Source organism: Kitasatospora misakiensis (assembly GCF_042656005.1).
GTDB lineage: Bacteria > Actinomycetota > Actinomycetes > Streptomycetales > Streptomycetaceae > Kitasatospora > Kitasatospora misakiensis.
The window spans coordinates 22,469-37,219 of the sequence record NZ_JBHSOF010000049.1 but is presented as its reverse complement, the minus strand read 5'-3'; the positions used below and the strand labels follow the sequence as shown (position 1 = coordinate 37,219).

At 73.9% G+C, this 14,751-nt stretch carries 18 protein-coding genes; 13 read left to right on the top strand and 5 right to left on the bottom strand.

Features of this window, described 5'->3' with window-relative positions:
* Nucleotides 1-46: 46 nt before the first annotated feature.
* The 3 genes from ACFP3U_RS29195 to ACFP3U_RS29185 form a co-directional block, all read right to left on the bottom strand.
* On the bottom strand, nt 47-1,267 hold the full coding sequence (locus ACFP3U_RS29195) for a S1C family serine protease (protein ID WP_380228706.1): 1,221 nt from the start codon (nt 1,265-1,267) through the stop codon (nt 47-49).
* 94 nt (nt 1,268-1,361) lie between these two features.
* On the bottom strand, nt 1,362-2,408 hold the full coding sequence (locus ACFP3U_RS29190; protein ID WP_380228705.1) for a LacI family DNA-binding transcriptional regulator: 1,047 nt from the start codon (nt 2,406-2,408) through the stop codon (nt 1,362-1,364).
* A gap of 147 nt (nt 2,409-2,555) precedes the next feature.
* Nucleotides 2,556-3,290, bottom strand: a complete 735-nt coding sequence (locus tag ACFP3U_RS29185) for a response regulator transcription factor (protein WP_380228704.1) — start codon at nt 3,288-3,290, stop codon at nt 2,556-2,558.
* 683 nt (nt 3,291-3,973) lie between these two features.
* Between ACFP3U_RS29185 and ACFP3U_RS29180 the strand changes: the two genes are divergently transcribed.
* From ACFP3U_RS29180 to ACFP3U_RS29150, 7 genes are all read left to right on the top strand, one after another.
* Nucleotides 3,974-4,273 carry a MoaD/ThiS family protein gene (locus ACFP3U_RS29180; protein WP_380228703.1) on the top strand — a complete coding sequence of 100 codons (300 nt, stop codon included), beginning with the start codon at nt 3,974-3,976 and terminating at the stop codon, nt 4,271-4,273.
* Between the two features lie 5 nt (nt 4,274-4,278).
* Nucleotides 4,279-5,904 carry a hypothetical protein gene (locus tag ACFP3U_RS29175; protein WP_380228702.1) on the top strand — a complete coding sequence of 542 codons (1,626 nt, stop codon included), beginning with the start codon at nt 4,279-4,281 and terminating at the stop codon, nt 5,902-5,904.
* Between the two features lie 190 nt (nt 5,905-6,094).
* Entirely contained in the window at nt 6,095-6,811 is a 717-nt protein-coding gene (locus ACFP3U_RS29170) for an LmeA family phospholipid-binding protein (protein WP_380228701.1), read from the top strand.
* A gap of 225 nt (nt 6,812-7,036) precedes the next feature.
* A complete protein-coding gene (locus ACFP3U_RS29165) occupies nt 7,037-7,117 on the top strand; it encodes an Ms5788A family Cys-rich leader peptide (protein ID WP_350517234.1) in 81 nt (26 codons plus the stop codon).
* A gap of 265 nt (nt 7,118-7,382) precedes the next feature.
* The gene (locus ACFP3U_RS29160) at nt 7,383-8,216 is read left to right on the top strand and encodes a sulfurtransferase (protein ID WP_380228700.1); all 834 of its coding nucleotides are present in this window, start codon (nt 7,383-7,385) and stop codon (nt 8,214-8,216) included.
* Nucleotides 8,217-8,255: 39 nt separating this feature from the next.
* Nucleotides 8,256-8,546: a DUF1416 domain-containing protein gene (locus tag ACFP3U_RS29155; protein ID WP_380228699.1), complete on the top strand. Its 291-nt coding sequence runs from the start codon at nt 8,256-8,258 to the stop codon at nt 8,544-8,546.
* 70 nt (nt 8,547-8,616) lie between these two features.
* Nucleotides 8,617-8,895 (top strand): DUF3099 domain-containing protein, encoded by a 279-nt coding sequence (locus ACFP3U_RS29150; RefSeq protein WP_380228698.1) that lies wholly within the window; start codon nt 8,617-8,619, stop codon nt 8,893-8,895.
* On the opposite strand, the gene ACFP3U_RS29145 is transcribed toward ACFP3U_RS29150, so the two are convergent.
* Nucleotides 8,889-9,269: a DsrE family protein gene (locus ACFP3U_RS29145; RefSeq protein ID WP_380228697.1), complete on the bottom strand. Its 381-nt coding sequence runs from the start codon at nt 9,267-9,269 to the stop codon at nt 8,889-8,891. The two genes, ACFP3U_RS29150 and ACFP3U_RS29145, sit on opposite strands and share 7 nt — an antisense overlap.
* A gap of 283 nt (nt 9,270-9,552) precedes the next feature.
* On the opposite strand from ACFP3U_RS29145, the gene ACFP3U_RS29140 reads away from it, so the two are divergent.
* The 3 genes from ACFP3U_RS29140 to ygfZ all read left to right on the top strand — a co-directional run bounded on the left by ACFP3U_RS29140 (nt 9,553) and on the right by ygfZ (nt 11,747).
* The gene (locus ACFP3U_RS29140) at nt 9,553-10,155 is read left to right on the top strand and encodes a heme-binding beta-barrel domain-containing protein (RefSeq protein ID WP_380228696.1); all 603 of its coding nucleotides are present in this window, start codon (nt 9,553-9,555) and stop codon (nt 10,153-10,155) included.
* A 145-nt stretch (nt 10,156-10,300) separates the two neighbouring features.
* Nucleotides 10,301-10,765, top strand: a complete 465-nt coding sequence (locus tag ACFP3U_RS29135) for a Fur family transcriptional regulator (protein WP_380228695.1) — start codon at nt 10,301-10,303, stop codon at nt 10,763-10,765.
* A 19-nt stretch (nt 10,766-10,784) separates the two neighbouring features.
* Complete coding sequence (gene ygfZ, locus ACFP3U_RS29130) at nt 10,785-11,747, top strand: CAF17-like 4Fe-4S cluster assembly/insertion protein YgfZ (RefSeq protein WP_380228729.1); 963 nt, start codon at nt 10,785-10,787, stop codon at nt 11,745-11,747.
* Between the two features lie 33 nt (nt 11,748-11,780).
* Here ygfZ and dtd read toward each other — a convergent pair whose 3' ends face one another.
* Nucleotides 11,781-12,221, bottom strand: coding sequence for a D-aminoacyl-tRNA deacylase (gene dtd, locus ACFP3U_RS29125; protein WP_380228694.1), 441 nt, complete (start codon nt 12,219-12,221; stop codon nt 11,781-11,783).
* 524 nt (nt 12,222-12,745) lie between these two features.
* Between dtd and ACFP3U_RS29120 the strand changes: the two genes are divergently transcribed.
* From ACFP3U_RS29120 to ACFP3U_RS29110, 3 genes are all read left to right on the top strand, one after another.
* Nucleotides 12,746-13,333 (top strand): RsiG family protein, encoded by a 588-nt coding sequence (locus tag ACFP3U_RS29120; RefSeq protein WP_380228693.1) that lies wholly within the window; start codon nt 12,746-12,748, stop codon nt 13,331-13,333.
* 76 nt (nt 13,334-13,409) lie between these two features.
* Entirely contained in the window at nt 13,410-14,369 is a 960-nt protein-coding gene (locus tag ACFP3U_RS29115; RefSeq protein ID WP_380228692.1) for an asparaginase, read from the top strand.
* A gap of 107 nt (nt 14,370-14,476) precedes the next feature.
* Nucleotides 14,477-14,695, top strand: coding sequence for a dodecin (locus ACFP3U_RS29110; RefSeq protein ID WP_380228691.1), 219 nt, complete (start codon nt 14,477-14,479; stop codon nt 14,693-14,695).
* The last annotated feature ends 56 nt before the right edge of the window (nt 14,696-14,751 follow it).

Sequence of the window (14,751 nt, the reverse complement as noted above, 5' to 3'; positions counted from 1 at the left end):
CTTTCTGGTGGCGGGAGGGCCTGCTCGGGTCAATTGTCGGACGTCGTCAGACGTTCTGGCCGGACTGCAGCTTCGGCAGCACCTGCTTGATGTCGTCGATCGGGATGGCGAAGCCGAGGCCGACGCTGCCGGCGTCGCTGCCGCCGGCCGTGGCGCTCGATCCGCTCGGCGAGTACATGGCCGAGTTGATGCCGATGACCTGGCCGTTGGCGTTGATCAGCGGGCCGCCGGAGTTGCCGGGGTTGAGCGCGGCGTCGGTCTGGAAGGCCTGGTAGGTGGCGGTCTCGCCGCCGCTCTGCGGGGCGCTGCCGCGCGTCCCGGGCAGCTTGGGGAAGCCGAAGCCGCCGTTGCCGCTGGTGGTGCCCTCGTCGACCTGGACGGTGACCTGGCGGTGCTCGGCGCTGATGATGCCGGAGGTGACGGTGCCGGTGAGGCCCTCGGGGTTGCCGATGGCGACGACCGGGTCGCCGACCGAGACGGCGGAGGAGTCGCCGAGGACGGCGGGGGTGAGCTGCTTCGCGCCGCTCGCGGTGATCACGGCGGCGTCCAGGCCCTTGTCGGTGCCGGTGAGGGCGGCCCGGGCGGTGGAGCCGTCGTGGAAGGTGACGGTGATCTGGCCGCCGTCGGCCGCGCCGGAGACCACGTGGTAGTTGGTGAGGATCTGCCCACCGGTGGTGAGCACCACGCCGGTGCCGGTGGCGGTCCCGCCGCCGGTCTTCACCGTGATCTGGACGACGCTGGGCGAGACGGCGGCCGCGACGGCGGCGACGTCCGCGCTGCCGTCGGTGCGGACGGCGACCGGGCTGGCGATGGTGCCGGTGCGGGCGGCGGAGCGGTGGTCCTGGGCGGCGACGACGCCGCCGGTGACCCCGCCGAGCACGGCGGCGGCCGCGGCGACGGCGGTGACCAGGGCGAGCCGGCCGCGCAGCAGGCCGCTCCTGGCCCGGCGGCCGGGGCCGCGGGGGGCGTCCGGGCCGTCCTGGCCGGCCGCCTCGGGCGGGAACGGCGGGTACGGGGGAGGGGGCGGGGTGCCGGCGGCGGGGTGGGCGGCGGCGCCGTAGCCGGTGCTGTCGTGGGTGGTGCTGCCGAGGACGGTGCCGGGGACGATGCGGGGCCACTGCTCCCCGTGCGGGTAGTCGGCCGGGCCGTCGTAGGCGCCGTCGTAGGCCCCGTCGCCGTACGGGCCGCTGTACGGGCCGCCGTCGTACCGCTCGTCGTTGTTCCGCTCGCCGCCGGGGCGGTGCTGCCACTGCTGGTGATCGCTCATGGCGACCAAGCTCCGCCCGGCGGATGAGAATCCGGTGAGAGCCCGCTCAGAAGCCCCCGAGAAGCCCGTTCACTTCTCATAAAGCCTGGTCAGGTCAGGCGTCGGCGGCGTCCGGCGAGCAGCCGCAGGAACGCCGTACGACCAGGCGCGACGGGAACTTGCGGACCCGCTCGGTGTCCGAGCCGGGCACCATCAGCGAGTCGTCCAGCACCAGGTCCACGGCCGCCCTGGCCATCGCGTCGCGGTCGGAGGCGACGGTGGTCAGCGGCGGGTCGGCCAGCGCGGCCTCCGGCACGTCGTCGAAGCCGGCCACCGCGAGGTCCTCCGGCACCCGCAGCCCCACCTCGCGGGCGGCCCGCAGCACGCCGATGGCCTGGTCGTCGGTGGAGCAGAAGATCGCCGGCGGGCGGTTGTCGGAGCGCAGCACGCCGAGCGCGACGTCGTACGCGCCGTAGCGGTGGAAGGGCGCGTCGATCAGGTGCGGCTCGGTCGGCAGGCCGTGCGCGTCCATGGCGCGCTGCCAGCCCTCGACGTGGTCGATGACCGGGTCGCCGGGGGCGGGGGACTCGACCGGGCCGCCGAAGCAGGCCACGTACGGGTGCCCGTGCACCTCCAGCAGGTGGCGGACGACGGCCTCGGCGCCGCCGACGTCGTCGGTGACCACCGCGACGTCGTCGATCGCCTCGGGGCGGCGGTGCAGCAGGACCACCTTCGCGCCCTCCATGGCGGCGAACTCCTCGGCGGCCCGCTGCGAGGGGCCCTGGCTGACCAGGATCAGGCCGGAGACCCGCATGCCGAGGAAGGCGCGGACGTAGTGGACCTCGCGGTCGTCGACGTAGTCGGAGTTGCCGATCAGCACGAGCTTGCCGCGCTCGGAGGCGGCCCGTTCGACGGCGTGCGCCATCTCGGCGAAGAACGGCTGGCGGGCGTCCGGGACGACCATGCCGATGAGGTTGGTGCGGCGGGAGGCCATCGCCTGCGCGACGCTGTTCGGCCGGTAGCCGAGCTGCTCGATCGCGGCGAGCACCTTCTCGCGGGTGGCGGGCGCGACCGGCCGCGGCCCGTTGTTGATCACATAGCTGACGACCGCGGTCGAGGTACCAGCCAGTCGGGCTACGTCGTCGCGCGTCACTTTGGCCACGGGGGGAGTCTACGCGTGTGGCGTGCGCCCGGGCAGTGGGGATCTCCGCCCGTCGGGAGGCGTCCGCGGGACGGGTCGGGACGGGCCGGGGCGAATCCGGACAGGCCGGGCCGGGCGGTGCGGGTGGGCCCCGCCCGGCCGGCCGGGTCAGGCTTCCAGGGCGGCCGGGGAGAGTACGGCGGCCGGCTCGGAGCGCTCGCCCTTCTCGGGCTTCTCCGGGACGACGAAGCGGTAGCCGACGTTGCGGACGGTGCCGATCAGGCCCTCGTGCTCGACGCCGAGCTTGGCGCGCAGCCGCCGGACGTGCACGTCGACCGTCCGGGTGCCGCCGAAGTAGTCGTAGCCCCAGACCTCCTGCAGCAGCTGCGCCCGGGTGAAGACCCGGCCGGGGTGCTGGGCGAGGTACTTGAGGAGCTCGAACTCCTTGAAGGTGAGGTCGAGCACCCGGCCCTTGAGCTTGGCGGAGTAGGTGGCCTCGTCGACCGAGAGGTCGCCGTTGCGGATCTCCATCGGGCTGTCGTCGGTGGCCACCTGGAGCCGGCCGAGGGCGAGCCGCAGCCGGGCCTCGACCTCGGCGGGGCCGGCGGTGTCGAGCAGGACGTCGTCGATGCCCCAGTCGGCGGTGACGGCGGCCAGGCCGCCCTCGGTCACCACCAGGATCAGCGGGCAGCCGATGCCAGTTGAGCGCAGCAACTGGCAGAGGCTACGGATCTGCGGCAGGTCGCGTCGGCCGTCCACCAGGATGACGTCGGCACTGGGTGTGTCGACCAGGGCGGCGCCCTCGGCGGGTGCCACCCGGACGTTGTGCAGCAGCAGGCCGAGCGCGGGCATCACCTCCGCGGAGGGTTGAAGCGCGTTGGTGAGGAGGAGCAGAGAACTCATACCCGGTAGTCCCCTTTCCGGGTCGTCGCGGTCGCGTTCCGGCTGCCGCCACAGTCGGATGGCACACGTGCTGGTGAGGGGGCGGAGATGGCCGCCCGGTGGGAATCGGAGGACGTGCCGGCGCGCGCGGCCGAACCGGGCGTGTGCCGGGGGTCCCGCAACCCGCGATGCACCGTTTCTTCCCTGTTCATCCCGCGAACCTTCCGGTCCTGGCCGGTCCCGGGCGGCGGCCCGGAGCCGGGGGTGTCCGACGCCCCTGCCGGGCCCGGCACATCGTTGTGCCGTGCGTGGTGGGGGCGGTTCCTGCGTCCGCCGGGGGTGGGCCGACGAATCGCACGAACGTCCGTACTGGCGTCCTGAAAGCACAAAAGGACCCGGGGGCGACTCTGCCCGGATCCCTTGAGGATCGAGAATAGCCGACCCGCCTCCGCGCCGGGAGGGCCGGGAGCCGATGGCTCGGCCTTTTCGGGGCGCGCCCGGGGTGAGCCCGGCCACAGCTTCGCGACGGCGCCGCCGGGGGCCGGGCCAGGGCGATTGCCGCTCGCACCGGCGAACACGCCATCATGGGACGCACATCGGCGGCACCGTGCGCGTACACCTTTCGGGCGAGGCCCGGGCGCCTCCGGTGGTGGACCCGACCGGGGGCACCCGGGACGGGGCGAGGACGACGAGAAGGGGTTGCCATGGGCGCGACCACCGGGCACGACCCGGCGGCCGCCGTTCAGGTCGGCGGAACGATCCGCTACTGGGCGGCGGCGAAGTCGGAGGCCGGGCTGGCCGAGGAGCCGTACCTGGCGGCGACCCTGGCCGAGGCGCTGGCGGAGGCCAAGGAGCGGCACGCGGACCGGCCGAAGCTGGTCCGGCTGCTCGGCCACTGCTCCTACCTGGTGGACGGCTCGCCGGTGGGCGGCCGTGACCACACGACCGTGGCGCTCAGCGAGGGCGGCACGATCGAGGTCCTCCCGCCGTTCGCGGGCGGGTGAGCGGCGTGACCGGGACGAACGGGGCCCCCGAGGGCCCGCCGCAGCAGCCGCAGTACCCGTACGGGCAGCCGCCGCAGCAGCACCAGCCGCCGTACCCGCAGGAGACTCCGTACCCGCAGGGGGCGCAGGGGCAGCACCCGCAGCAGCCGCCGTATCCGTACGCCCCGCAGCAGGCGTACGCGCCGGATCCCTACGCACAGCAGGGGCTCGCGGCGCAGCCGCACGCCCCCGGGTTGGGCGGGCCGTCGTACGGTGGCCCGTCGGAGCAGCAGCAGGCCTACGCACAGCAGCAGGCCTATGGACAACAGCCCTACGGCCAGCAGCAGCCGTACGGACAGCAGGCCTACGGCCAGGCGCCGTACGGGGCTGGACCGGGTGGCGGGCCGGTCGTGGACGACGCCGCGACGGCGCTGCTCCCGCCCGTGCCGGCGATGGACGACGCGGCGGCGACCACGTTGCTCCCGCCGGTGCCGCCCATGGGCGACGCGGCGGCGACCGCGCTGCTCCCGCCCGTGCGGGTGTCGGGTGCGATGCCGCCGGGTGTCCCGGGGCAGCCGTCGGCGCCCTTCCCCGGTCACACCGGGGCGCCCGCCCACGCCGGACCCGCCCACGCCGGACCCGCCCATGCCCGGGCGCAGGCGCCCGGCCAGGCCTCCGGCGGGGCGCCGTACGGCCAGGGGCAGGTCCACGCGCCCGTGCCGGACGGGGCGCAGGGCCTCGACCAGCCGACCATGACGCTGAAGCGCCCGGAGCCGCCGGCCCCGGTGCTGACCGACCCGGCCGCGGCGCGGGCCGCGCGCGCCGCCCGCGCCGCACAGGGCGGCCACGCCGCCCCGGCGGCCCCGGCCGCGCCGTTCCCCGTCCAGGCCGCTCCGGTGGCCGCCCCGGCCGTGGCTCCGGCCGCCCCGGCGGCCCCCGTCGTCCGGACCGGCTCGCCGATCAACGACCCGGGCCTCCAGCCGGCCCTGATCACCGCCGGTGCCGCCGCCCTGCTGGCCGGCGGCGCGGCGCTCGGCCAGCTCGGGCTCGCCCTGGCGCTGGTGCTGCTCCAGGGCCTGACGGCGGCCGGCTGGTTCCGGCTGAACGGCATGTGGCCGGCCCGCCAGGGCATCGCGCTGGCCGCGCTGGCCGGTGTGGTGGCCGACGTGGCGGTGCTGCTGGCCGACGCGGACGGCGGCACGGGGGCGGTGGTCGGGACGCTCGGCGGGTTCTTCCTGCTGGTCCTGGTGCTGCAGACGTTCCGGCCGGCCGATCCGAAGGAGCGGTTCTACGCGCTGACGGTGCTCGGCTCGGCCACCGTGGTGACGGTGCTCTGCACCGCGCTGCTGCTGGCCGACTGGGTGCCGGCGGCGGTCGGCGCGGTCGCGCTGGCGACGCTGCTGGCGGCCGCGCCGCTGCCCGGGCCGAAGTGGCTGGGCCCGCTGCTCGGTCTGCTCGCGGCGGTCGGCCTGGGCCTCGCGGTCGGCGCCCCGCCGGCGCTGGGCGCGGCGGCCGGTCTCGGCGCGCTGATCGGCCGCCGGGTGGCGGGGTACGACTTCCCGTCCCGGTTCGTCCACATGACGGCCGGCGTGGCGCTGCCGCTCGCGGTGTCGGCGCCGCTGGTCTGGATCGCCACGGAGCTGCTCGGCTGACCGCCGCCGGTCACCGCCGGTCTTCCCCACGACGTCCCGCCCCGGAACCATGCTCCGGGGCGGGACGTCGTACCGTCGTGCGAGCGGCCGTACCGGAGTGGCCGGATCCGCCGACACCACGTCCGGCGACGGCCGTGAACAACGGCGGACGACAGCGGACGACAGCGACCGGCGACGACGGGGGAGAGCGATGCGCGGCTGGCTGAAGGCGACGATCGGCCTGGTGGTGCTCTCGGGGGTGCTGGTGGGCGCCGACCGGATCGCCGTCGGTGTCGCCGAGGACGAGGCGGCCGAGCAGATCCTGAAGAGCGGCCGGATGAGCCAGAAGCCGCACGTGTCGATCGAGGGTTTCCCGTTCCTCACCCAGGTCGTCTCGCAGAAGCTGGACGACGTGCGGATCTCCTCGGACGGGCTGACCGTCGGCGAGGGCAAGGACAAGGTCGCGCTGCACTCCTTCTCGGCCAAGCTGTCCGGCGTCGAGGTGAGCGACAACATGAGCAGCGCCACCGTGGACAGCGGGTCCGGGTCCGGTCTGATCGACTACACCGACCTGTCGCGGCTGCTGCCGCCGGCCTCGGAGCTGGTGCCGAACGCGGGCCGGCTCTCGCTCGGCGCCGGCACCCGGCTGAGCCTCTCCTACGGCGGCCCGGGCAAGATCAAGGCCTCGCTCGGACCGTTCCCGGTCGGTGAGGCCTCGGTGCACAACCAGGGGAACACCGTGACGGTGGACGGCTTCCGGATGAGCGCGATGGCCTCGCTGCTGGCCGGGGTGTCCGACCAGAGCCTGAAACCGATCAGCTTCACCCTCTCCGAGCTGCCCGCCGGGCTGAACCTCGCCTCGGTCACGCCGCAGGAGGACGGCCTGCGGCTGGCCTTCGACGGCAAGGACGTCAAGCTCATCGGCTGACCCGGCCCCGCCGTCCACCGTTCCGCTCCGCGAGACGCGCTGTCCAGCACCGGCCGCGGAGCGGTGCCCTTCCCGCCCCTCGCACGGCCCTCGCGTGGCCGTCGACCGGGCCCCGGCCGGTTCCCGACGCCCATGGGAGGGTCAAATCCCATCATGCGAGCCATCTGGTCTCGCCATTCGATACGCTAATGACAGCGGGCGTCGGATGTCCCTAGCATCGTCGGCATGAAGCGACAGACGGACCTCACGAAGCGGCGGGCGGTAGACCTGTGCCGCGTGGCCGCCTGTCTGTGTCGAATGCGCTGACTCGGCGTCCTGGCAGGGCAGTTGATGCCCGCCGCCGATTCCTCCGGTGATTCGTGCCGGCCCTCGGGCCGGGCGTGGACGCCGCACTCCGCACCCCACTGCCCGCTCGCACCGCGCGCCGCCGTTCGTCCCACGATTCGGACATGGATTCGGACCGGTGTCCGACGAGCGACCGCACCGCCGCTGAGCAGCACCCGAAGCAGCCGCAGCAGCCGCAGCAGCACCAACACCTTCCGCCAACCGCCCCCGGATGGAGAACATCACCATGAGCCGCAGCGACGTCCTGGTCGACGCCGACTGGGTCCAGGCCCACCTGGACGACCCGAAGGTCGTCATCGTCGAGGTCGACGAGGACACCTCCGCCTACGACAAGAACCACATCCGCAACGCCGTCCGGATCGACTGGAAGAAGGACCTCCAGGACCCGGTCCGCCGCGACTTCATCGACCAGGCGGGCTTCGAGGCGCTGCTCAGCGCCAAGGGCATCGCCAACGACGACACCGTCGTCCTCTACGGCGGCAACAACAACTGGTTCGCCTCGTACGCCTACTGGTACTTCAAGCTGTACGGCCACGGTGACGTCCGCCTGCTCGACGGCGGCCGCAAGAAGTGGGAGCTGGACTCCCGCGACCTGGTCTCCGAGGTGCCGGAGCGCGCCGCGACCGAGTACGCGGCGCAGGCCGCCGACTCCTCGATCCGCGCCTTCCGCGACGACGTGATCGCCGCCATCGGCACCCTCAACCTGGTCGACGTCCGCTCGCCCGACGAGTTCTCCGGCAAGCTGCTCGCCCCGGCCCACCTCCCGCAGGAGCAGTCGCAGCGCCCCGGCCACGTGCCGTCCGCGCGCAACATCCCGTGGGCGAAGAACGCCAACGACGACGGCACCTTCAAGAGCGACGACGAGCTCAAGGCCCTGTACGAGGCCGAGGGCGTCGACCTGGCGACGGACACCATCGCCTACTGCCGCATCGGCGAGCGCTCCGCGCTCACCTGGTTCGTCCTGCACGAGCTGCTCGGCCAGGAGAACGTGAAGAACTACGACGGCTCCTGGACCGAGTACGGCAGCCTCGTCGGCGTGCCGATCGAGCTCGGCAACTGAGCCACCGGCTCCACCCGTAAGGCTGAAGGGAAACAGACAATGTGCGGTGCGAAGGCCGGCGGCCCGGACCTGGCAGGAGTTGACGTGGCGAACGAGACGATCATCCAGGGTTCGGTGACCCGCGACGGTGAGCCGGTCAACGGCTATGTCCGGCTGCTCGACGAGGGCGGCGAGTTCACGGCCGAGGTGCCCACCTCGGCGACCGGCCAGTTCCGGTTCTTCGCCCGCCCGGGCAAGTGGACCCTGCGGGCGCTCATCCCGGGCCAGACCGTGGACCGCCAGGTGGTCGCCTCCCAGGGCGACCTGACCGAGGTCGCGATCGCGGTCTGACCGGTCGGCGACCGATCAGCGTCACCGAGGGCCCCTGCCGAGCAGGGGCCCTCGGGCATACCGTGGGAGGGTGAAGTCCCGCCGGCGGCGCCGCTACTACTACGCCATGATGGGCGTCTGCCTGGGCCTCTTCGTACTGGCCTGGGGAGTGGTGCGGTTCGTCTCCGTCCCGGCGGCCGTGGGCCTCTGCGTGGTCGCGATGGTCATCCCGCCGGTCGCGGCGGTGTTCGCCAACCGGCGCGACCCCGAGGACGACTGGTGGGACGACCCGCGCTGGGAGGACCCGCGGTGGGACGAGCCCGGCCACGACCGGGACCGCCCCGACCGCGAGGGCCCGCCGGATCAGTAGACGAGCGCCTGCACGCCGTCGGCCATGATCTCGCTGACGAAGACCTGGGCGCCCGCGATCCGGGCCCCCTCGATGAGGTCCTTCTCCTCGATCCCGCGCCGGGCCGCGCACTGGGTGCACAGGGTGATGGAGCCGCCGCCCGCCACGATCCCCTCGATGAGGTCGGGCAGTGGCGCCGCGTGCGGCAGCTCGAACTCCGCCGCGCGCCCCGGCAGGGCGAACCAGGACGACTCCCCGGTCAGCCAGAGCGAGACCTCGACCCCGCTGGCGGCGGCGACCGCCGCCACCGTGAAGGCCTGCGAGCACCGCTCGGGGGCGTCGGCCCCGGCGGTCACCTTGACGACGAGCTTCTTCTGAGACGACTGAGACGACATGGCCGACACACTAGATCGCCGAGGTGGTGGGGCTCACCGAGACCCGTCGGTACCGTCCGGATAGAGTGAGCGGCAGCAAAATCCGCCTCATCCACCACACTGTCGCCGCCCTGGGAGCCCCCCGTGTCCGGTCTGGAAATCTTCTTCGACGGTCTGCTGGCCCTCATGGCCGTGCTGATCACCTGGTTCGCCATCTTCTCGGTGATGAAGCTGTACCAGGGCCAGCGCTGAGCGACTGCCGTACGGTTGAAGTGATTCCGCACCGACGACAGCGACCAGGAACATGATCGAGATCCCCTCAGACCTCCACAAGGACGTCGTCCCGCTGGCCTTCCTCCTCGGTACCTGGGAGGGCGCGGGCGTCTACGCCCCTCTGCCCGGTGAAGGGGGCCCGGGCACCGAGAAGTGCAACTTCGGCCAGGAGATCGTCATCCGCCACGACGGACGGCCCTTCCTGGAGTTCCGCTCCCGCACCTGGGTGCTGAACAGCGAGGGTGAGAAGATCCGCCCGCTGGAGAACGAGCACGCCTTCTGGCGCATCACCAGCAACCAGCACGGCACCAGCGGTGCCCGCGGGGTCGAGATCTCGTCCGTCCGTGACGACGGCACGGTGGAGATCTGGTACGGCGAGCTGGCCGACGGCAAGCCGCAGATCGACGTCTCCACCGACGCGGTGGCCCGGATCGAGGGCTCGCCGGAGTACTCGGGCGGCAAGCGGCTCTACGGCTTCGTCAACGAGGAGCTGCTCTGGGTGGGCGAGAAGGCCGCCCCGAACGTCGCGCTGCGGCCGTACATGTCCGCGCAGCTGAAGAAGGTGCTCTCGCCCGCTCAGCTGATCAAGGACATCAACGACCTGCCGGACGACGGCATCGCCTTCTTCAAGTAGGCCGCGTCAAGTAGGCCGCGCCCCCCGGACGGGGGCGGCCCCGGGCGTCCGCGGACGTCCGCCGAGGCGTGCGGGGTAGGGACCGGCCGGTCGGCCGGTCCCTACACTTGCCTCAGGACCCCCGACGTTTGGCAGGGACAGGACCGTGGCGGACACCGGCACCACCGACTGGCAGCTCTCCGGCGACTGGAAGGCCGACCTGCGCGAGCGCGGGTACCGGCTCACCCCGCAGCGCCAGCTCGTCCTGGAGGCGGTCGACGCGCTCGACCACGCCACCCCCGACGACATCCTCGGCCACGTCCGGCAGACCGCCAGCGGCGTCAACATCTCCACCGTCTACCGGACCCTGGAGCTGCTGGAGGAGCTGGGCCTGGTCTCGCACGCCCACCTCGGCCACGGCGCCCCGACCTACCACCTGGCCGGCCGCCACCACCATCTGCACCTGGTCTGCCGGGACTGCGAGAAGGTCACCGAGACCGGTACCGAGATCGCCCAGCCGCTGATCGACAGCCTGCGCGCCGAGCACGGTTTCGACACCGACCTCAAGCATTTCGCCATCTTCGGCCGCTGCGCCGACTGCTCCGCCGAACGCGCCGCGGAGCGGCCGTAAGCTTGCCGGTATGACCGGTCTGAAGAGTCCGCTGCTTGCCCTGCCCGGAGCCGTCCCCGCCGAGGGGGCCGACGAGGGCGTCGCCGCCCACTACGGCGACCTCTTCCGCGAGCAACGGAACCTCGCCCGGGGTACCGGCTTCGTGGACCTCTCGCACCGCGGCGTGCTCACCGTCACCGGTGAGGACCGGCTGAGCTGGCTGCACCTGCTGCTCACCCAGCACGTCAGCGCGCTGCCGCCGCAGCAGGCCACCGAGGCGCTGGTGCTCTCCCCGAACGGGCACGTCGAGCACGCCCTCTACCTGGTCGACGACGGCACCACCACCTGGGCGCACGTCGAGCCGGGCACCCAGCAGGCGCTGATCGGCTACCTGGAGAGCATGAAGTTCTTCTACCGGGTCGAGGTGGCGGACGCGACCGCCGAGTACGCGGTGGTCCACCTGCCGGCCGGTTCGACCGCCTCCGCCGAGGGCGCGGCGGCCGTCCGCGAGCTGCCGTACGGGCGGGACCTCTTCCTGCCGCGCGCCGCGCTGGCGGAGCTCACCGCGGGGTACGGCCCGGCGGCCGGCATCTGGGCGTACGAGGCGCTGCGGATCGAGGGCCACCGGCCGCGGCTCGGCTTCGAGACCGACCACCGGACCATCCCGCACGAGGTGGACTGGCTGACCACCGCCGTCCACCTGCAGAAGGGCTGCTACCGGGGGCAGGAGACGGTGGCCCGGGTGCACAACCTGGGGCGGCCACCGCGCCGGCTGGTCCTGCTGCACCTGGACGGCACCGAGGAGGTGCTGCCTCCGCACGGGACGGAGGTGCGGCTCGCCGCGGAGCCGCAGGGGCGGGCGCTCGGCTTCGTCACCTCCTCGGCCCGGCACCACGAGCTGGGGCCGGTCGCGCTGGCCGTCGTGAAGCGGAACGTGCCGGTGGACGCGGTGCTGCTGGCCGGGACGGTGCCGGGGACGCAGGACGTGATCGTCCCGCAGTAGCGCCACAGGCGTCCCCGCTCAGACCTCCACGCCTCAGACCTCCACGAGGACGGTGAACGGGCCGTCGTTCACCAGGGCGACCCGCATGTCCGCGCCGAAGCGGCCGGTCTCCACCTTGGCGCCGAGCGCGCGCAGCCGGGCGACCACCTCGTCGACCAGCGGCTCGGCGACCGGCCCGGGCGCCGCGGCGTTCCAGGTGGGGCGGCGGCCCTTGCGCACGTCGCCGTAGAGGGTGAACTGGCTGATCACGAGCAGCGGCGCGCCGATGTCGGAGCAGGACTGCTCGACGCCGTTCTCGTCGGCGGGCAGCAGCCGCAGCGTCCAGAGCTTGCGGGCGAGCCGGTCCGCCTCGGCGGGGGTGTCGTCGTGGGTGACGCCGACCAGGACGCAGAGCCCGGGCCCCTCGATCGCGCCGACGGTCTCCCCGGCCACCGTCACCCGGGCCTCGGTCACTCGCTGCACCACTGCTCGCATGCCCGCCATTCTGCCGGAGGCGGCGGGGGCGCGAGCAGGCGCCTCCGGGGCGCCCTTGAGTGTGGCGCGCGCCGGGTAGCGTGCGCCTGCGCGCTCCTTGGCGCCGCTCTTCCTGGGAAAAGCTTCGGTCGTATCAGCCACCCCTCTTCGCCAGAGGGCCGTTCGGGTGCACGGGCGGTGCGGCGGCGTGGGGCGGGGTGGCACGCTGGGGGACCGTACAAGGACGCGTCCGGCCGTCCACCGCGTGAGGCGGGGGGAGGCCGGGCACGTCCGTGGTCCGGGGCGCCGAAGGTCCGCCGCGCCGGGCCCGGTTCGGCCGGGCGGTCGAGCCGGTAGGTCAGGCGTTCTGGTCGTGTCGCCCCGGTGGGTGGCCACGGCCGGGGGCGGGAACCATCGCGGGCGTCCGGGCGTGCCTCCGGACGGGAACGCGCCGACGGCGCTCGCGGTGGTGACGGGCCGGACCGGGCGGCAGGCGAGGGTGCCGCGAGCGGGCGGGATCGGGACGACGGCAGGTGGGTTGGTTGATGAACGCGATCGACGCGGCGCAGGACCACGACGGGCGGGTGCCGGAGGGCCCCGGGCCCGGGATCGAGCCGGAGCTCGAACGGCTGGGCCTGGACCAGCTGCGGACCCTGCGCCGGGAGACCCTGGAGCAGGAGGAGGACCTCTCCTATCTGCGGCGGCTGCTGCACGGCCGGATGGACATCCTGCTGGCCGAGCTGGACCGCCGGCCCGACGGCGGCGCCGCCCGTCCGGCGGGCCCGGCGGAGCCGTCCGGCGGCCTGCTGGAGCGGCTGTCGGCCATCCTGACGGACGCGCCCTCGACCGTCCGCCGCTCGGCCCGGCACGTCACCCTGGGGCCGCCGCGCGGGCAGCAGTCCCAGCTGGAGGCGGACGCGCTGATGGGCGACGTGCAGCTGGCCGACCTGGCGGCGCACCCGGCGGCGGACCTGCTGGCGGCGCTGGAGCGGCTGCGCGCGCACGAGCGCGAGGTCTCCGGGCGGCGGCAGCGGCTGCTGCGGACGGCGGACGGCTGCAACGCGGAAATCACCCGCAGGTACCGTGATGGGGAAGCACGGGTCGAGGACCTGCTCGCAGGCGGCCCGCTCTGACCGGACGAGGCGCCGTGGGCGGGGGACGGGCCCGGCTCGCCCCCCGGTCCACCCTCACTCCGGAAGGCTCTCCGCCATGTCCCACCCCGCCCCCCTGCCCGTGCTCGCCGAGATCGTCCGCTCGGGCTTCGTCGAAGGCCGGCACCACGGCTCGCTGGTCCTGCTCGCCGCGGACGGTTCGGTCGAGTACGCGCTGGGCACGCCGGACGCGCCGGTGTTCCCGCGCTCCTGCGCCAAGCCGTTCCAGGCGGTGGCCACCCTGCGGGCCGGGCTGGCGATCGAGGGGGAGCTGCTGGCGCTGGCGGCCTCCAGCCACTCTGCAGAATCGTTTCACCTCGCCGGCGTACGGCAGATCCTGGCCGCCGCGGGGCTGGACGAGACCGCCCTGCGCACCCCGGCCGACCTGCCGCTGGACGAGACAGAGGCCGAACTGCACCTGCACCGGGGCGGCGACCACGAGCCCGTCCTGATGGACTGCTCCGGCAAGCACGCCGGCTGGCTGGCCGCCTGCGTGGCCAACGACTGGCCCGTCGACAGCTACCTCGACCCGGCCCACCCGATCCAGCAGCTGGCCCGCGAGGCCCTGGAGGAGTGCGTCGGCGAGCCGGCCGCGCACGACGGGGTCGACGGCTGCGGCGCGCCGCTGCTGGCCGTCAGCCTGACCGGCCTGGCCCGCGGCTTCCGGGCCCTGCTGCTGGCCGAGCCGGGCACCCCCCAGCGCCGGGTCGCCGACGCCATGCGGGCGCACCCCGAGTACGTGGCCGGCACCCGGCGCGCGGACACCTGGCTGATGCGGGCGGTGCCGGGCGCGCTCGCCAAGATGGGCGCCGAGGCCGTCCAGGTGGTGGCGCTGCCGGACGGCCGGGCGCTCGCCTTCAAGATCGACGACGGCGCCGAGCGGGCCCGCGGGCCGGTGCTCGCCGCCGCCCTGCGCCGCCTCGGGGTCACCACCGGGGACGGCACGCTCGACCGGATCGCGGCCTCCCCGCTGCTCGGCGGCGGCATACCGGTCGGCGAGGTCCGCGCGGCGTTCTGACGGGCGTCCGCTGGGGCGGGGCTCCGTCCGGCGGTTGCCGGAATGCGGAGCGGCGCCCCCCGGTGCACGGTGGACCGGGGGGTGTCGCACAGCTGAGGGAGTCCGTCATGAGCGAGCACGTGTACCGGGTGACCGAGATCGTCGGGTCCTCGACCGAGAGCATCGACGCCGCGATCCGCAACGGCGTGGACCGTGCCTCCAGGACGCTGCGCAATCTCGACTGGTTCGAGGTGACGCAGGTCCGGGGCCATCTCGCCGAGGGCCGGATCCAGCACTACCAGGTCGGCCTGAAGATCGGCTTCCGGCTGGACGACGACGAGGACTGACGGCGGACCGCGCGCTGCCGACGGCCGCTGCCTACGCCCCGCCCGCCTACGGCCGC

Bases quoted from the DNA above. Each gene is read 5' to 3' on its own strand.
- ACFP3U_RS29155 (WP_380228699.1), top strand. From the start codon at position 8,256: ATGTGCGGTGCGAAGGCCGGCGGCCCGGACCTGGCAGGAGTTGACGTG.
- ACFP3U_RS29165 (WP_350517234.1), top strand. From the start codon at position 7,037: ATGAAGCGACAGACGGACCTCACGAAGCGGCGGGCGGTAGACCTGTGC.
- ACFP3U_RS29185 (WP_380228704.1), bottom strand. From the start codon at position 3,290: ATGAGTTCTCTGCTCCTCCTCACCAACGCGCTTCAACCCTCCGCGGAG.
- ACFP3U_RS29195 (WP_380228706.1), bottom strand. From the start codon at position 1,267: ATGAGCGATCACCAGCAGTGGCAGCACCGCCCCGGCGGCGAGCGGAAC.
- ACFP3U_RS29180 (WP_380228703.1), top strand. From the start codon at position 3,974: ATGGGCGCGACCACCGGGCACGACCCGGCGGCCGCCGTTCAGGTCGGC.
- dtd (WP_380228694.1), bottom strand. From the start codon at position 12,221: ATGCGAGCAGTGGTGCAGCGAGTGACCGAGGCCCGGGTGACGGTGGCC.
- ACFP3U_RS29115 (WP_380228692.1), top strand. From the start codon at position 13,410: ATGTCCCACCCCGCCCCCCTGCCCGTGCTCGCCGAGATCGTCCGCTCG.
- ACFP3U_RS29140 (WP_380228696.1), top strand. From the start codon at position 9,553: ATGATCGAGATCCCCTCAGACCTCCACAAGGACGTCGTCCCGCTGGCC.
- ACFP3U_RS29170 (WP_380228701.1), top strand. From the start codon at position 6,095: ATGCGCGGCTGGCTGAAGGCGACGATCGGCCTGGTGGTGCTCTCGGGG.
- ACFP3U_RS29120 (WP_380228693.1), top strand. From the start codon at position 12,746: ATGAACGCGATCGACGCGGCGCAGGACCACGACGGGCGGGTGCCGGAG.
- ACFP3U_RS29110 (WP_380228691.1), top strand. From the start codon at position 14,477: ATGAGCGAGCACGTGTACCGGGTGACCGAGATCGTCGGGTCCTCGACC.
- ACFP3U_RS29160 (WP_380228700.1), top strand. From the start codon at position 7,383: ATGAGCCGCAGCGACGTCCTGGTCGACGCCGACTGGGTCCAGGCCCAC.
- ACFP3U_RS29145 (WP_380228697.1), bottom strand. From the start codon at position 9,269: ATGTCGTCTCAGTCGTCTCAGAAGAAGCTCGTCGTCAAGGTGACCGCC.